Source organism: Streptomyces xanthii (genome assembly GCF_014621695.1).
Taxonomy (GTDB): domain Bacteria; phylum Actinomycetota; class Actinomycetes; order Streptomycetales; family Streptomycetaceae; genus Streptomyces; species Streptomyces xanthii.
The window spans coordinates 3,045,057-3,061,800 of the sequence record NZ_CP061281.1; the positions used below are offsets into that span (position 1 = coordinate 3,045,057).

The window sequence follows — 16,744 nt, forward strand, 5'->3', positions numbered from 1 at the left end:
CACTGCTCCGTGCGTCAGTGGAAGAAGTGGCGCGTACCCGTGAAGTACATCGTCACGCCCGCCTTCTTGGCGGCCTCGACGACCTGCTCGTCACGGATGGAACCGCCGGGCTGCACGATCGCCTTCACGCCGGCGTCGAACAGGATCTGCGGGCCGTCCGGGAACGGGAAGAACGCGTCCGAGGCGGCGTACGAGCCGCGCGCCCGCTCCTCGCCGGCCCGCTCGACGGCGAGCTTGCAGGAGTCGACGCGGTTGACCTGGCCCATGCCGACGCCGACCGAGGCGCCGTCCTTGGCGAGCAGGATCGCGTTGGACTTCACGGCGCGGCAGGCCTTCCACGCGAACGCCAGCTCGTCCAGCTCGCCCTGCGAGAGGGCGTCACCCGTCGCGAGCGTCCAGGTGGCCGGGTTGTCGCCGTCGGCCTGGATGCGGTCGGCGACCTGGAGCAGCGCGCCGCCGTCGATCTGCTTCGTCTCGACGGTCGCGGACGGGCCGTTCGGGGCGCGCAGCACGCGGATGTTCTTCTTCTTGGTGAGGGCCTCGAGCGCGCCGTCCTCGTAGTCGGGCGCGACGATGACCTCGGTGAAGATGTCGGCGACCTGCTCCGCCATCTCCTTGGTGACCGGGCGGTTCACGGCGATGACGCCGCCGTAGGCCGAGACCGGGTCACAGGCGTGGGCCTTGCGGTGGGCCTCCGCCACGTTCGACGCGACGGCGATGCCGCACGGATTGGCGTGCTTGATGATCGCGACGCACGGGTCGGTGTGGTCGTACGCGGCACGGCGCGCGGCGTCCGTGTCCGTGAAGTTGTTGTACGACATCTCCTTGCCGTGCAGCTGCTCGGCCTCGGCCAGGCCGCCCGTGCCGTCGACGTAGAGGGCCGCGCCCTGGTGCGGGTTCTCGCCGTAGCGGAGCACGTTCTTGCGCTCGTACGTGGCGCCCAGGAAGTCGGGGAAGCCGGAGGAGTCCGCGGCGGCGTAGTCGTCGGCGAACCAGGAGGCGACGGCCACGTCGTACGCGGCGGTGTGCTGGAAGGCCTCGGCGGCGAGCCGCTTGCGGGTCGTGAGGTCGAAGCCGCCGTCCTTGGCCGCCGCGAGGACGTCCGCGTAACGGGCCGGGCTGGTGACGACCGCGACCGAGGGGTGGTTCTTGGCGGCGGCGCGGACCATGGAGGGGCCGCCGATGTCGATCTGCTCGACGCACTCGTCGGGGGTGGCGCCGGAGGCGACGGTCTCCCGGAACGGGTACAGGTTCACGACCACGAGGTCGAACGGCTGCACGCCCAGCTCGTCGAGCTGCTTGCGGTGGTCCTCCAGGCGCAGGTCGGCGAGGATGCCCGCGTGCACCTTGGGGTGCAGGGTCTTCACGCGCCCGTCGAGGCACTCGGGGAACCCGGTGAGCTCCTCGACCTTGGTGACCGGAACCCCGGCACCGGCGATCTTCGCGGCGGTCGAACCGGTGGAGACCAGCTCGACGCCCGCCTCGTGGAGCCCGCGCGCGAGGTCCTCCAGGCCGGTCTTGTCGTAGACGCTGACCAGGGCCCGGCGCAGGGGCCGCTTGTTGCTTCCGGCGGTGTTTTCCGCGGTCACGGGATGACTACCTTTCGTCCCTCGATGGTGAAGCCGTCACGGGCCAGACGCCCCACGACCTCCACGAGCAGCGTGCGCTCGACTTCCTTGATGCGCTCGTGCAGAGCGCTCTCGTCGTCCTCGTCCCGGACCTCGACCACGCCCTGGGCGATGATCGGGCCGGTGTCGACGCCGTCGTCGACGAAGTGGACGGTGCATCCGGTGACCTTGGCGCCGTACGCGAGGGCGTCGCGCACGCCGTGCGCACCGGGAAAACTGGGGAGCAGGGCGGGGTGCGTGTTCACGAACCGGCCGCCGAAGCGGGCGAGGAATTCCTTCCCCACGATCTTCATGAAGCCCGCGGAGACCACGAGGTCGGGCTCGTACGCGGCGGTCGCCTCGGCGAGGGCGCGGTCCCACTCGTCGCGCGAGGCGTGGTCCTGCACGCGGCAGACGAAGGTCGGCAGACCGGCGCGCTCGGCGCGCTCCAGGCCGGCGATGCCCGGGCGGTCGGCGCCGACGGCCACGATCTCGGCCCCGTACGCCTCCGCGCCCTGCGCCTCGATGGCGTCGAGCAGTGCCTGCAGATTCGTGCCTGATCCGGAGACCAGCACGACGAGGCGCTTGGCCTTGGCCACGACGGGGCCCTTTCTCGGGAACTGAGCGTCTTGCGACTTTGTACGGTCGTACGAAGGCTTCGGTGTCCCCGATACGGGGAACCCTACGAAGCGGCCGACCGCCAGCAACGATACCGGCACTCCGGACGGCCCCCGCGGGACGGGGGCCGGGGCGGGAGGTAGCGTCAGCGTTCAGGATGCGCCGGTGAAGACCGGCGCGGGACGGAACGCCGGGCGGTTGTGGGACGTTGACGTGACGAGCACACCGCCCGACCGACGTTCCACCTCGCCCACGACCTAGGGGAAGACGCACACCTGATGCCGGATCGAAGCCTTCGCCTCACGCTGCCCGCCGGCGCCGTCCTGTCGCGCGAAGGCCGACCCACGGAGAAGGAGCCGGAGGCGCCCGAGTCCTCGGGGTCCGGTTCCGGCGACGACAATCCCTTCGCGCCGCCGCCGGAGGGCACGCCCGACCGCCCCTGGCAGCCCCGCCGACCGGAGGGCTCCGACGACTCCGAGGGCCAGGCGCCCTGGGGCGGCCAGTGGAGCGACCGCCAGCCCGGCCGCACCGGCGGCGGCCGCTTCGGCGAGCGTCCCGGCGGAGGCGGCGGCCAGGGCGGCCCCGACGGGCAGGGCCCCGGCCCGGGCGGCGGCATGCGCTGGGACCCCACGGACCCGGTCCAGCGCCGCGCGCGCTACGCCCTGCTGTCCGGCATGTGGGGCTTCTTCTTCGCCCTGTTCAGCTGGCCCTACGTGGCCCTGCTGCTCGGCGCGCTCGCCCTGTACTGGGGCATCAGCGCCCTGCGCGGCAAGGGCGGTGCCCCGGACCCGGACGCCCCTAAGCCGGCGCCCGCCGCACCGGAGTCCACCCGGCCGCAGACCACGGCGGCCGTGGGAGGCCTGGTGACGGGCGGTCTCGCGCTCGCCCTGGTCGCCGCGATGTTCAGCTTCAAGCTCGTGTACGCGGACTACTACGAGTGCCGGGCGGACGCCCTGACGAACGCGGCGGAGAAGTCCTGCGAACAGCAGCTCCCGGAGCAGCTCCGCCCTCTCCTGGGCGTCCGCTGACCCCTCCCGGACAACACGACCACCTTTTCAGGGACCGCCCGGAGCATGGGGCGGTCCCTGAGTCGTTGCAGGGGGGGCGGACCCGCCTTAGCGGGCTTGCCGGTCCTCGCCCGCCGGCTCCGCGGCTGCGGGCCCGCCCGGCTCCGAGGGGGCGCCGGCCGGGGTGGCCGGGGCCGGGGTCGAGGCGACTCCCGTGACGCCTGCGCCGGGCAGGCGAGGTCGGGGCGCCGAGGGTCAGGGGCCTGCCCGTTCTCGTTCTCCGGCTCCGCAGCCGCGACCTCGCCGGGCTCCGATGTGCCGCTGCCCGGGGTGACGGAACAGGCTCGCGGCGGCGCGTGCGCCCGCCTGCGCCGCAGCGCGCGCTCTCCGAATCCATGCGGCCGGGCCGGCGAGGTGCGGGGCGCCGCGAGCTAGCGGGCCTGCTCGTCCTCGCCCGCCGGCTCCGCGGCTGCGGGCCCGCCCGGCTCCGAGGGGGCGTCGGCCGGGGTGGCCGGGGGCGCGGCAGCGGTCGCGCCTGCATCTGTGGCAGCCGTCGGCTCTGGGGCCGTGGTCGGTTCTGCGGCAGCGGCGGGCTCCGGTCGGTCTGTTCCGGCCGGGGCCGGCGCGAGCGGGGCTGCCGGGACGGTCGTGCGGGCCGCGTCGAAGAACTCCCGGTCCCCCTGGTCCTGGCCGTGGAAGAAGTCGTAGGGCTCGAAGCCGGCGGAGGCTTCCTTTGCCGCGCGGGCGGACTCCTTGGCCTCGGCCGCGGCACCGCGGCGGTCCTTCCAGCCCGTGGCCCAGGCCGACAGGCGCGGGCGGACCGAGGACTCGCGGGCGCGCCACCAGCAGATCCCGAGCGCCACCGGCAGCCCGGGCACCGCGATCCACGCCACCGCCGCCGCCCCGGTCAGCCAGCCGACGGGGCCGAACGCGGACAGGGCGTGCACGCCGAGCGCCCCGCCCGAGGCCACGGCGAGCCCGGCGAGGGCCGCCCCGCACAGGACCGCCGCCGTGCCGACCGCGCCCGCGACCCGCCGCAGCGGCCAGTCCTCGTCCGCGCCGCGCACCACGAACCGGGCCACGGTCAGCGCCGCCACCACCGGCACCGCGCCGACGGCCCAGGTCAGCGGCGTCCCCGTGGCCCGCGACGGCACCGCCTCGAGGAGGGGGAACGCGGGCAGGAGCGGCCCCGCGGCGCCGCCGAGCGGGCCGACCTGGTGCTCCGTACCGAGCAGGAAGCCGGGTCCGAGCGCGTAGGCGGCGCCCCAGATCATCGCGTTCGGCAGCAGGGCGAGGCACAGCAGGAGCACGGCGAAGCGGCCGGACCACGCGGCCGTGAGCTGGAGGAGCGAGTCACGGACCGCTCCCCCGTGCCACACCAGGCCCGCGCCGAGCACCAGCGCTCCCCCGGCGAGCAGCACCGCGGTTCCGGCGGCCGCCGCCCGCGCCCCGACGGGCAGCACCTCGTGGACGAAGGCGGACGGCAGCCGGTCCACGTGCCGGGCGAGCCGCGCGGGCAGCGGGCCGCGCGGGCGGCCGTGCGCGGTCCAGACTCCGGCGCCCGCCGCCAGAACGGTGACGGCCACCAGGTGGAACGCGCAGCTCGGCCAGGAGGGGCGCAGCTCGCCCCCGGAGGCGTAGACCGCGGCGCCGGCGCCGGCCAGCAGATAGCCGAGCGCGACCCCGGCCCAGACCGCGCCGGCCTGCGGCAGGGGCCGTCCGTCGGTGCCCTCGGCGGCGTCCCGTGCCGCCCGGTGCAGGAGCCACACGGGCAGGGCGAGCAGCAGCAGCGGGCTGAGGCCCATGGGTGCGGGCACCCCGGACAGCGTGTCCGTGCGGACCAGCTCCGCGCCGTGGGCGAGCAGCCACAGCGCGGCGGCGGTGCGCAGGGCGCCGTCGGGCCCGCTGTCCGGGTACGGGGAGCTGATCCAGAGCACGGTGACGAGCACCGCGCAGCCGCCGAGCCCGAGCCCGGCCGCGACGACTCCGCCGAACGCCCCGGCGGCGGGCCCCGGTGATCGTTCCCGCACTCGGGTGAGGAGCAGGGGCAACGAGGTTCCACGGCCGGTCATCTGGGTCACCGGGCCATGCTCCCAACGACACGCGCTTTCACGGCGTAACAGGCGAAGTACGGATGTGTCGCTCAAGATACGTTTATGTACTTTTTCCCGCGAAAGGGTGTGTGGAGTTCACCATGACGCAGGGCGCTGCCACCCCACTCCCGACACCGAAGGAGCGCCGCAGGCTCCGCGAGTCGCGGTCGCTGACCCAGGCTCAGGTCGCCACGAAGGTCGGCGTGACACGTGAGACGGTCCGCTCCTGGGAGTCGGGCCGCACCACCCCGCGCGGCCGGAAGGCGGAGGCGTACGCACGCCTCCTCTCCCAACTCGCCGAACCCGCCGAACCCGCCGAAGCGGCCGAACTCGCTGAATCCACCGCCCCGGTCGAGCCCTCCGGCCCCGCCGGGGCCACCGGACCCGCCGAGCCCGCCGAGACGTCCGAGCCCGCCGAGCCCGAACTCGTGGGCGCCGGCGCCCCGGCGCGCACCCCCGCGCGCAAGAACCGCCGGGCTCCCTCCCCCGCCCGCCCGGCCCGCCGCAGGACCCCGCGGCGCGAGCCCGCGCCGTCCGAACGCCCCGGCACCCCGCCCGAGGCCTTCGACGCCCTGTACGCCCACTGCGCGCCGTATCTCGTGCGCCAGACCTACCTCCTGACGGGCCGTCGCGCGCTGGCCCGCGAGTCCGTGGAGCGTGCGTTCCAGCTGGCCTGGGAGCGCTGGCCCGAGGTGGCCGTCGACCCGGACCCGGCGGGCTGGGTGCGGGCCGCGGCGTACGAGTACGCGATGTCGCCCTGGCACCGGCTGCGCCGCGCCCACCGCGTCCCGGAGGCGCCGCCGGCCGACCCGGAGGACCGCAAGCTGCTGGACGCGCTGCTCAGCCTGCCCCCCGCGTACCGGCGCACGCTGCTGCTCTACGACGGCGTCGGCCTGAACCTGCCGGAGACCGCGGCCGAGACGGAGGCCAGCACCCCGGCCGCCGCCAACCGGGTGCTGCACGCCCGCGAAGCCGTCGCCGAGCAGCTGCCCGGCCTCGCCGTGCCCGAGCAGCTGCACCAGCGGCTGACCGAGCTGGCGGGCTCGGAGAAGCTGGACGCGCCCCGGTCGACGACGGTGCGCAGCGGCGGCGAGAAGCGCACCCGATTCTGGACCCGGGCCGCGATCGCCGTGACGGTGCTGATCGTCGGCGCGACGGCGCTCACCGTGCGGGTGGCGCCGACGAAGTACGAGCCGGTGCCCGCGCCGGGCGCCCCCATCAGCGGCGTACCGCCCCTGACCGGGCCGCAGCACATGACGGAGCACGACCGGAAGCTGCGGCAGCGGCTCCGGGCCGAGCTGAGCGGCGGCCCGCAGCGCCTGGCGCCCGTCGCGGAGTGAGACGACAGCGGGCCCGCACCGGAGAGCATCCGGTGCGGGCCCGCTGTCGTACGCGGCCTGAGGCGAACTACGAAAGCAGCTCGCGCGCCAGCTTGGCGGTCTCGGTCGGCGTCTTGCCGACCTTGACGCCCGCGGCCTCCAGGGCCTCCTTCTTGGCCTGTGCGGTGCCGGAGGAACCGGAGACGATGGCGCCGGCGTGGCCCATGGTCTTGCCCTCGGGGGCGGTGAAGCCCGCGACGTAGCCGACGACCGGCTTGGTGACGTGCTTGGCGATGTAGTCCGCCGCACGCTCCTCGGCGTCGCCGCCGATCTCGCCGATCATGACGATCAGGTCGGTGTCGGGGTCGGCCTCGAACGCCTCGAGGGCGTCGATGTGCGTCGTGCCGATGACCGGGTCGCCACCGATGCCGACGGCCGACGAGAAGCCGATGTCACGGAGCTCGTACATCATCTGGTACGTCAGCGTGCCGGACTTCGAGACCAGGCCGATGCGGCCCGGCTTCGTGATGTCGCCCGGGATGATGCCGGCGTTCGACTGGCCCGGGGTGATGAGACCGGGGCAGTTCGGGCCGATGATGCGGGTCTTGCCACCCTTCGACTTCGCGTACGCGTAGAACGCGGCGGAGTCGTGGACGGCGATGCCCTCGGTGATGACGACGGCGAGGGGGATCTCGGCGTCGATGGCCTCGACGACCGCGGCCTTGGAGAAGGCCGGCGGGACGAAGAGCACGGACACGTTGGCGCCCGTCTTCTCGATCGCCTCGGCGACGGTGCCGAAGACCGGGACCTCGGTGCCGTCGAAGTCGACGGAGGTGCCGGCCTTGCGCGGGTTCACACCGCCGACGATGTTCGTGCCGTCACCCAGCATGAGCTTGGTGTGCTTCATGCCCGTGGCACCGGTCATGCCCTGGACGATGACCTTGCTGTCCTTGTTGAGGAAGATAGCCATGGCTGTTCTGTCCCTCGTCCCTTACTTCGCGGCCGCGAGCTCGGCGGCCTTGTCGGCCGCGCCGTCCATGGTGTCCACGCGCTGCACGAGCGGGTGGTTGGCGTCGGAGAGGATCTTGCGACCCAGCTCGGCGTTGTTGCCGTCGAGGCGGACGACGAGGGGCTTCTCGACCTTCTCGCCCTTCTCCTCGAGGAGCGCGAGCGCCTGGACGATGCCGTTGGCGACCTCGTCGCAGGCGGTGATGCCACCGAAGACGTTGACGAACACGGACTTGACGTCCGGGTCGCCGAGGATGATCTCCAGGCCGTTCGCCATGACGGCGGCGGAGGCGCCACCGCCGATGTCGAGGAAGTTGGCCGGCTTCACGCCGCCGTGGTTCTCACCGGCGTACGCGACGACGTCCAGCGTCGACATGACCAGACCGGCACCGTTACCGATGATGCCGACCTCGCCGTCGAGCTTGACGTAGTTGAGGCCCTTCTCCTTGGCAGCGGCCTCGAGCGGGTTGGCCGCGGCCTTGTCCTGCAGGGCCTCGTGGTCGGGGTGCCGGAAGTCGGCGTTGTCGTCCAGCGACACCTTGCCGTCGAGGGCGATGACCTTGCCGGAGGCGACCTTCGCCAGCGGGTTGACCTCGACCAGGAGGGCGTCCTCCTCGACGAAGGTCTTCCACAGGGTCTGGAGGATCTCCGCGACCTGGTCCGCGACCTCGGCCGGGAACTTCGCGTCCGTGACGATCTTGCGGGCGACCTCGGGGGTCACACCCTCGTTGGCGTCGATCGGCGTCTTGGCGACGGCCTCCGGACGGGTGGCCGCCACCTCCTCGATCTCCATGCCGCCCTCGACGGAGGCGATGGAGAGGAAGGTGCGGTTGGTGCGGTCCAGGAGGAAGGAGACGTAGTACTCCTCCACGATCTCCGGGGCCGTCTCGGCGATCATCACCTTGTGGACCGTGTGGCCCTTGATGTCCATCCCGAGAATGTTGGTGGCGTGCTGCACGGCCTCGTCGGTGGAGGCGGCCAGCTTCACGCCGCCGGCCTTGCCGCGGCCGCCGACCTTCACCTGCGCCTTGACGACCGACTTGCCGCCCAGCTTCTCGGTGGCCTCGCGCGCCGCCTCAGGCGTGTCGATGACTTCACCGGCCAGCACCGGTACACCGTGCTTGGCGAAGAGGTCCCTCGCCTGGTACTCGAACAGGTCCACGCGCGTCCGTCCCTATCAGTGATCTCGCGGTTCGTTATCTGCGTGGGCGTGCCGCGAAGGGCAACGTGACTCCGCTGTCACAAGGGAGGCGTACGAGGCGTACACAGTGGCCGGGTACGCGGCATGTCCGTCTCGCAGGTTATCGCCGCTGCGCGATGCCTTCTAATTCGCAGATCACACCTGAGCGGTGATACCGGTCACAGAGCGTCCTGTTTGCGGCACTGATCAGTACTTGTTTCCGGGCTTCGGGGGCGGTATACGGCCTCACCGTGCTGGGGTGCGCACGGTGAGGCCATCCGAGGGGCCCCGCTGTTCAGGGGCCCGGCCGGGGCGGTCCCGTCCCCGACGGGGACCGCCCGGACCGGCCGCCGGGTGTCCCCCGCCCGTCCGATGGTTTTCGGCCGTACGGGGGTCGGCGGCATCGGTCTGTGGACGCCGGGATCCGCTACGGGATCAGACGCCGGTGCCGTACTGCAGGTAGCTTGGGGCGACCGAGCCGGCCAGGCCCTGCACACCGGTGACGGCGTTGCCCGCGAGCGGGTCGGCGTCCGCGACGACGGTGCCGGTCAGGTCCTGGGCGAACGGGCCGACCTGGCCGGTGACGCCGGTGACCAGCGGGTCGACGTGCTCGCCGACCACGTTCTGGACGAACGGCGCGACGTTGTCGCCGACCACGGCGCCCGCGAACGGGGCGACGTCGCCGGTCACGCCCTGGGTCAGACCGTGGGCGCTGCTGCCGACGCCGTACACGACCGGGCTGACCTGGTCGACGACCGTCTGGACGAGCGGCTGCACGGCGCCGACGACGCCCGTGGCGAACGGCGCCACGTCGTCGGCGACCAGACCCTGCGCGAACGGGCCGACCTCGCCGACGACACCGGTCGCCAGCGGGTGGACCTGGCCGGTGACACCGGTGGCGAACGGCGCGACGTCGTCGGCGACGACCGTGCCGACGAACGGCGTGACGTCGCCGGTGACGCCGTCCGCGAGGACGGTCACGTCGCCGACCGCCTGGCCGGCGACGGGCAGCACGCCGTGGACGGCGGTCGCGGCGACGGGCGGCAGCACGGCGCCGGTCGCGTCGCCGGTCACCTCGCCGACCGTCTGCCCGACGACGGGCAGCACGCTGTCGACGGCGTGCCCGGCGACGGGCGGCAGCGCGGCGGCGGCCGTCTCGTCGACGATCGGGCCCGCGGCCTGCTGCGCGGAGGCGGCCGTCGTGGTGATGGTGCCGGGGGCCTGGGCGATCCGGGCGTGGAGCTGCTGCTGGAGCTCGGGGGCGAAGTCGGACAGCGGGCCGAAGAGGTAGTCGACCTCGGCCTGCTTCGCCTGCTCGGCGACCTGCGCGACGTGGTCGCCGTGCCCGCGAAGGGCCGGGGCGGCCTGCGGCGCCTCGGCCTTGTCGGCGAGCTTCTTCACGGTGTGCTGCGTTCCGGCGACGGCGTCACCGGCCTGGTCGCCCGCGGAGACGTCCGGGACGGACAGCTCGGGGGCGGAGACGTCGGGGGCCGAGACGTCCGGGGTGGTGGTGTCGGGCACCGCGAGGCCGGTGTCCGAGAGGTCGGGCACCGAGAGGTCGGGGACCGACAGGGAGTGGGCGGGCAGCTCGTCGGCGCTGGCGACGGCCGAGCCGAGGGCCCAGGCACCCGAGACGCCGGCGGCTATGACGATCGAGCGGCGGAGGTTCTTGTTCATGGCGTACGTGCTTCCTTCACATTCCGGCTGGGGTCCGGCGGGCCGGGTGCTCCGGCCCCCGGATACGGGGCAGACCTGTTCCGCCCCCGCGCGACAGGTCACGAGCGGGGAAACGGGCTGCCCTAGCCGGGGAATGCGGGGATGTCCTGGTGCCGGTCGATGACGGCCGGGCCGGACCCGGGCGCGACGACGCGGGCCGGGAGGACGACGGGGAGACGGTCGCCGAACGCCGCCGCGTGGAGGTCGCCGTGCCGCGGCGAGCCCCCGTCCCCCGCGACCGCGCCGGCCGAGGGGGCACCGTCGGGGCGCGCCGGGGTGCCGGGGCCCGCGGGCCGGGCGGCCTCCGGGACGGCGCCGGCCGCGGCGTGGGCGCCTTGGCCGTAGGCGGCGCCGAACGCCGCCGTCGTGGAGCACGCCGCCGGCGCGGCCGACGGGGTGCGGTGCGGGCGGTCGCCGGACCGGTCCGCGTGCGGGGGCATGCCCGCGTCGGGTGCCGGCGCGGTGCCGGGCTGCGCCGGTACGGGCGCCCCGGGGAGGTTCTGTCCGGGCAGTGCGGGCAGCCCGGACAGTCCCGGCCAGCCCGAGGCCCCGGAGGCCAGCGCCCCGGGGGCCGCGGCAAGGCCTTCGACGACCTCTTCGCCCAGCTCCCGGACCGGCCCCGCGACATCGCGCACGACACCGAGCAGGGGCTCGGTCACGGTGGCCCGCACGGGGGCCGCGGCGCCCTGGACGAGCGTGGCGGCGGGTGCGAGACCGGCGTCCCGCGCGGCACCGCCGGCGGCGTCCCGGAGCTCGGGCCCGAGGACCTCGGTCCGGACGGGACCGGCGACCCGGTGCTCCACCGGCGCGGCGGCGCGGTCGAGCGCGGGCTCGACGACCCGGTCGTTCGCCGGGGCGGTGCCCCGGTCACGGACGGGCTCCACGAGCGCCTCGCGGACCGGCTCGGCGGCCTGCTCCCGCACGGGCCCGGAGGCCCGCTCGAGTGCCGGCCCGGTGAGCTCCTCGCCGACCGGCCGCGTACCCCGCTCCCGTACGGGCTCCACGGCCCGCTCGGAAACGGTGGACGGGCCGGACGCGCCGGATCCCTCGTGAACGGGCTGGGTGACGGGCTCTGCAACCGTGGAGCGCAGGGCGTCGGCGGCGTCTGACGCCTCGTCCGCGTGAGCCCGGCCGCCACACAGGATGCCGAGGGCGACCAAACCGATGACGAGCAGCGCCAGTTGCAGCGCACGCCGGCCGGCCACCGCACGCGGAGCGCGCACGGCGGGGGCGGAAACGGTCATCGGGGAAGTCACGGTGAGCCGATCCTCGCACGGCACGAGGGCGCCCGCGCAAGCCCCGCGTTACCGATGGGTAGGCATATCCGCTTCGCCGTGGCTCCGCCGGTTTACGCCCCCGCGTCCGGTATCGGCAGCGGTCTCTTCTCCAGGGCCGCCGCCATGACGTCCGGGAAGAGGTCGGGGGTGCAGGCGAACGCCGGCGCCCCGAGCGCGGCCAGCGCCGCCGCGTGCTCCCGGTCGTACGCGGGGGCTCCCTCGTCGGACAGCGCGAGCAGCGTCACGAACTGCACACCCGACGCCTTCATCGCCGCGACCCGCTTCAGCATCTCGTCGCGGATGCCGCCCTCGTAGAGGTCGGAGATCAGCACGACGACCGTCTCGGCGGGGCGGGTGATCTGCGACTGGCAGTACGCGAGCGCCCGGTTGATGTCCGTGCCGCCGCCGAGCTGGGTGCCGAACAGCACGTCGACCGGGTCGTCGAGCTGGTCCGTCAGGTCGGCGACCGCCGTGTCGAAGACGACGAGCCGGGTCCGGATCGACCGCATCGAGGCGAGCACCGCCCCGAACACCGAGGCGTAGACGACCGACGCGGCCATCGAACCCGACTGGTCGATGCAGAGGACGACCTCCTTCTTCACCGCCTGCGAGGCCCGCCCGTACCCGATCAGCCGCTCGGGCACGACCGTGCGGTACTCGGGGAGGTAGTGCTTGAGGTTGGCCGCGATCGTGCGGTTCCAGTCGATGTCGTGGTGGCGGGGGCGGGTGACGCGGGCGCTGCGGTCGAGGGCGCCGGTGAGGGTGGCGCGGGTGCGGGTCGCCAGCCTCTTCTCCAGGTCCTCGACGACCTTGCGGACGACGGCGCGGGCCGTCTCCTTCGTGGTCTCCGGCATCGCCTCGTTCAGCGACAGCAGCGTGCCGACGAGGTGGACGTCCGCCTCGACCGCCTCCAGCATCTCCGGCTCCAGCAGCAGGGCGGAGAGGCCGAGTCGGTCGATGGCGTCGCGCTGCATCACCTGGACGACGGAGGACGGGAAGTAGGTACGGATGTCTCCCAGCCAGCGGGCGACCGACGGGGCGCTCGCCCCGAGCCCCGCGGTGCGGGCCCCCCGGGTCTCGGGCTTTCCCTGGCCCGGCGCGCCTCCTCCGTACAGCGCGCTGAGCGCGCCGTCCATCGCGGCGTCCTGTCCCGTGAGTTGGTGTCCGGTGCCGTCGGCCTGGTCTCCGCCCAGCACCATCCGCCATCGCCGCAGCCGCTCCGTCTCGTCACTGGCCACGCTCATCTCCCCACCTCCGCGTGTCGGGTTGTCCCGCGTACTCGTCTGCCATGTCCTCGAAGTCCGGCGAGCGCGCCTCTCGCCGTGGCTGGTCGCGCCCACCGGCCCGCACCCGGCGACGAACCCCTCATCCGCTCCCCGCCCCCACCCCGAGCAACAGCCGGACGACCGGCACCACCGCCTCCGCCCGCTCCAGATCCACCGATTCGACGCCGCCGAAACCGAACCCGGGCTCGGCGGAGCCGCCCGGTCCGCGCCGGACGAGCTCACCGAGAGAGCGCCGCACCCCGGGCTCGAACACCGAGAACGTCCGCCGCAGCAACGGCAGTACGTCCGTGAACGCCTCCGCCCGCACCCCCGACAGCCACGCGTCGACCAGCCCGAGCAGCCGCTCGTCGTGCACGAGCAGCAAGCCGCCCCCGGCCCCGCCCCCGACGAACCCCTCGATCCACGCCGCCGCCTCCCCCGGCTCCGTCCCGGGCGACAGCGCGAGCCCCATCAGCCGTGCCGCGTCCTCGTCCCCGAGCTCCCCCTCGTCGAGCAGGATCCGCGCGCACCGCCCCCTGATCGCCCCGGCCACCCCGTCGCGTACGGCGAGCCCGCGCAGGACGGACCGCCAGCGGGCCCGCATCTCGGTGTCGTCCAGGAGCCCGACGGCCGCGTGCACGGCGTCGACGTGCCCGCGCATCGCGGTGGCCGCGTCGGTGTCGAGCCCGGCGCAGGCGGGCGGCAGCCCGACGAAGACGCGCTCGGCGAGGCCGGCCGCGACCTCGGTGAGGGCGGCGGTGTCCGTGCCGCGCACGTCCCCGTAGCGCAGGGCACGGACCAGCGCGGGCAGCGCCTGGGCGAGATGGCCGACGTCCGCGTCCAGGGCGGCCCGGTCGGCGAGGACCCGCATGACCACGGGCAGCGCCTCGGACAGTCCGGCGAGCAGGCAGTGCTCGGCGAGCGCGGTGACGTCGGCGAGCGCGCTCGCGCCGATCGCGTCGGCCTCCGCCTTCGCGGTCGCGGCGCCGAGCACGGTCGTCCCCCACACCCCGGCCTCGGCGACCCGCACCGACAGCTCGGGCTCCCAGCGCAGCCGCCAGGTCTCGCGGAACGTACCGGTCGAGCCGCGCGCCGAGCGTGCCGGTTCGCCCCAGGCGACGCCGAGCAGCCGCAGGCGGTGCAGCAGCCGGCTGCGCGCCGCGTCCGTGTCCCCCCGCAGGTCGAGGTCGAGCTCCTTCTCCAGAGCGGCGGGCTTGAGGCGCAGGCTGCGCTGCTGCCGCGTGAGGTCGCGCTGGAGCGGCACGGCGGGCGCGCTCTCCGGCACCTCGCCGAGCACGTCCCCGACGACGAGCCGGTCGTGGATGAGGGACAGCGGCACGTCGGAGCCCTCGCACAGCACGGCGCGCGCGGCGTCGAGCGTCTCGGTGAGCCCGGCGAGCGGCCGGCCGCGCAGTACGGCGAGCGTCTCGGCGAGCCGCACCGCCTCGATGACGTGCGCGGAGGACACGACGCGGTCCTCTTCGCGCAGCAGTCCGGCGATCCTGGTCAGCCAGCGCTCGACCGGCCGGTCGGGGGCGCTGAACAGGTGCCCGTACCAGCCGGGCGACTCGATGCCCGCCCCGTAACCGCTGGCGCGGGCGAGCCGTCGGTGCGTCCAGGGGACCCAGGTCATGTCGACCTTGGCCTTGGGGAGGCCCTTGAGCAGGGCGCGGTCGGCGGTGACCGTCGTCTTCGTGCGCAGCGCCGGCACGTGCCAGGCGCCGCAGACCACGGCGACCCCGTCCGCGCCGAACTCCTTCACCGCCGCCCGCACCTGGAGCCGCATGTACGCCTCGCGCACCGCGTCGCGGCGGTCCTCGCCCGCCTCGCCGCAGGCCGCTCGCAGCTCCTCCATGGCCTCGCCGAGTGCGGCGAAGGCGTCTCCCCGGCGGTGCTCGACGACGTCCTCCCACCAGCGCTCCGCGTCGTCGTACCCGGCGGCCTCGGCGAGCACGCCCAGCGGATCGATCCGGACCTGCTCCCCCTCTTCCCTCTCTTCCCCCTTCTCCACGTCCTCGGCGTCGCGCAGGGCCAGGCTGTGCGCGGCGGGCAGGTCGATGAAGCGGACGGGCACGTCGTGCGCGAGCGCCCAGCGCAGGGCGGCCCACTCCGGCGAGAACTCGGCGAACGGCCAGAACGCCGACTTCCCCGGCTCGTCCACGAGGTGCGCGAGCAGCGCGACCGGGGGCCGCATGTCCGGGTCGGCGGCGAGCGGCACCAACGCGTCGGCCTCCGGCGGGCCTTCGATCAGGACGACACAGGGTGCGGCCGCGTCCAGCGCGTGCGCGACGGCGCGGGCGGAGCCCGGCCCGTGGTGGCGGATGCCCAGGAGGAGCGGTCCCCCGGGCGGCGTCGTACGCGCGCCTGCGGTCATGCGCTCACCTCGCGGCAGGCGCGGTAGAAGTCCTTCCAGCCGTCCCGCTCGCGCACCACGGCCTCCAGGTACTCCTGCCAGACCACCCGGTCCGCCGCCGGGTCGCGGACGACGGCGCCGAGGATGCCGGCGGCGACGTCCGAGGGCCGCAGCACGCCGTCCCCGAAGTGGGCGGACAGGGCGAGGCCGTTGGTGACGACGGAGATGGCCTCGGCCGTGGAGAGCGTGCCGCTGGGCGACTTGATCTTCGTACGGCCGTCGGCGGTCACCCCGTCGCGCAGCTCACGGAAGACGGTGACGACCCGGCGGATCTCGTCCACGCCGTCCGGTGCCGTGGGCAGCTCCAGGGAGCGGCCGACCTGTTCGACCCGGCGCGCGACGATGTCGACCTCGGCCTCGACGGTGGCGGGCAGCGGCAGGACCACCGTGTTGAACCGGCGGCGCAGGGCGCTCGACAGGTCGTTGACCCCCCGGTCCCTGTCGTTGGCCGTGGCGATGACGTTGAACCCGCGGACCGCCTGCACCTCCTGGCCCAGCTCCGGGATCGGCAGCGTCTTCTCGGACAGGATCGTGATGAGCGTGTCCTGCACATCGGCCGGGATGCGGGTCAGCTCCTCGATGCGGGCCGTCATGCCCTCCGTCATCGCGCGCATGACGGGGCTCGGCACGAGGGCGTCGCGGCTGGGGCCGTGCGCGAGCAGCTGCGCGTAGTTCCACCCGTACCGGATCGCCTCCTCCGGTGTGCCGGCCGTGCCCTGCACGAGCAGGGTCGAGTCGCCGCTGACCGCGGCCGCCAGGTGCTCGGACACCCAGGTCTTGGCGGTGCCGGGCACGCCGAGCAGGAGCAGGGCGCGGTCGGTCGCGAGCGTCGTCACCGCGACCTCGACGATGCGCCGGGGCCCGACGTACTTCGGCGAGATGACGGTGCCGTCGGGCAGGGTGCCGCCGAGCAGATACGTCGCGACTGCCCAGGGCGACAGCCGCCAGCGGTCCGGCCGCTGCCGGTCGTCCTGCGCGGCGAGCGCCGCGAGTTCGTGCGCGAACGCGTTCTCCGCGTGGGGGCGCAGCACCTGCGCCCCGGCCTGTTCCCCGACGCGTCCCCCGACGCGTCCCTCGGTGCGTCCCTCGGTGCGTCCCTCGGTGTGTCCCTCGACGGAAACGGACATGTCTCTCCCCCTCCAGATCAGCCCGGTCAAGCCATGCTCCGAAGGTAGGTCCCGCCACTGACAATCGACCTCGCGCCGGGTATCGGCGCAGGTCAGGACGGTTCCGGGGTGACT

General features: G+C 74.3%; 12 protein-coding genes. 2 read left to right on the top strand and 10 right to left on the bottom strand.

Going from position 1 to position 16,744, the window contains the following annotated elements; genetic code table 11:
• Window positions 1-14 precede the first annotated feature (14 nt).
• Both purH and purN read right to left on the bottom strand, forming a co-directional pair.
• Complete coding sequence (gene purH / locus IAG42_RS13665; RefSeq protein WP_188337294.1) at window positions 15-1,589, bottom strand: bifunctional phosphoribosylaminoimidazolecarboxamide formyltransferase/IMP cyclohydrolase; 1,575 nt, start codon at window positions 1,587-1,589, stop codon at window positions 15-17.
• Window positions 1,586-2,206: a phosphoribosylglycinamide formyltransferase gene (gene purN / locus IAG42_RS13670; RefSeq protein ID WP_188337295.1), complete on the bottom strand. Its 621-nt coding sequence runs from the start codon at window positions 2,204-2,206 to the stop codon at window positions 1,586-1,588. Before purN ends, purH begins: the two co-directional genes overlap by 4 nt.
• 297 nt (window positions 2,207-2,503) lie before the next feature.
• On the opposite strand from purN, the gene IAG42_RS13675 reads away from it, so the two are divergent.
• Window positions 2,504-3,253, top strand: a complete 750-nt coding sequence (locus IAG42_RS13675; RefSeq protein ID WP_188337296.1) for a hypothetical protein — start codon at window positions 2,504-2,506, stop codon at window positions 3,251-3,253.
• A 410-nt stretch (window positions 3,254-3,663) separates the two neighbouring features.
• Here the strand turns inward: IAG42_RS13675 and IAG42_RS13680 are convergent, their stop codons facing one another.
• On the bottom strand, window positions 3,664-5,304 hold the full coding sequence (locus IAG42_RS13680) for a cell division protein PerM (RefSeq protein WP_188341366.1): 1,641 nt from the start codon (window positions 5,302-5,304) through the stop codon (window positions 3,664-3,666).
• Window positions 5,305-5,426: 122 nt separating this feature from the next.
• Here IAG42_RS13680 and IAG42_RS13685 point away from each other — a divergent pair, with 122 nt between their 5' ends.
• Window positions 5,427-6,665 (top strand): helix-turn-helix domain-containing protein, encoded by a 1,239-nt coding sequence (locus IAG42_RS13685; RefSeq protein WP_188337297.1) that lies wholly within the window; start codon window positions 5,427-5,429, stop codon window positions 6,663-6,665.
• Between the two features lie 67 nt (window positions 6,666-6,732).
• Here the strand turns inward: IAG42_RS13685 and sucD are convergent, their stop codons facing one another.
• From sucD to IAG42_RS13720, 7 genes are all read right to left on the bottom strand, one after another.
• Entirely contained in the window at window positions 6,733-7,614 is an 882-nt protein-coding gene (sucD, locus tag IAG42_RS13690; RefSeq protein WP_188337298.1) for a succinate--CoA ligase subunit alpha, read from the bottom strand.
• 21 nt (window positions 7,615-7,635) lie between these two features.
• Window positions 7,636-8,814: an ADP-forming succinate--CoA ligase subunit beta gene (gene sucC, locus IAG42_RS13695; RefSeq protein ID WP_188337299.1), complete on the bottom strand. Its 1,179-nt coding sequence runs from the start codon at window positions 8,812-8,814 to the stop codon at window positions 7,636-7,638.
• 453 nt (window positions 8,815-9,267) lie between these two features.
• Window positions 9,268-10,509: a hypothetical protein gene (locus IAG42_RS13700; RefSeq protein WP_188337300.1), complete on the bottom strand. Its 1,242-nt coding sequence runs from the start codon at window positions 10,507-10,509 to the stop codon at window positions 9,268-9,270.
• 122 nt (window positions 10,510-10,631) lie between these two features.
• Window positions 10,632-11,792: a hypothetical protein gene (locus IAG42_RS13705; RefSeq protein WP_188337301.1), complete on the bottom strand. Its 1,161-nt coding sequence runs from the start codon at window positions 11,790-11,792 to the stop codon at window positions 10,632-10,634.
• 104 nt (window positions 11,793-11,896) lie between these two features.
• Complete coding sequence (locus IAG42_RS13710) at window positions 11,897-13,069, bottom strand: VWA domain-containing protein (RefSeq protein WP_188337302.1); 1,173 nt, start codon at window positions 13,067-13,069, stop codon at window positions 11,897-11,899.
• A gap of 121 nt (window positions 13,070-13,190) precedes the next feature.
• A complete protein-coding gene (locus tag IAG42_RS13715) occupies window positions 13,191-15,464 on the bottom strand; it encodes a DUF5682 family protein (protein WP_188337303.1) in 2,274 nt (757 codons plus the stop codon).
• Entirely contained in the window at window positions 15,461-16,630 is a 1,170-nt protein-coding gene (locus IAG42_RS13720) for an ATP-binding protein (protein WP_223205986.1), read from the bottom strand. The genes IAG42_RS13715 and IAG42_RS13720 overlap by 4 nt, the downstream gene beginning before the upstream one ends.
• Window positions 16,631-16,744: the final 114 nt, after the last annotated feature.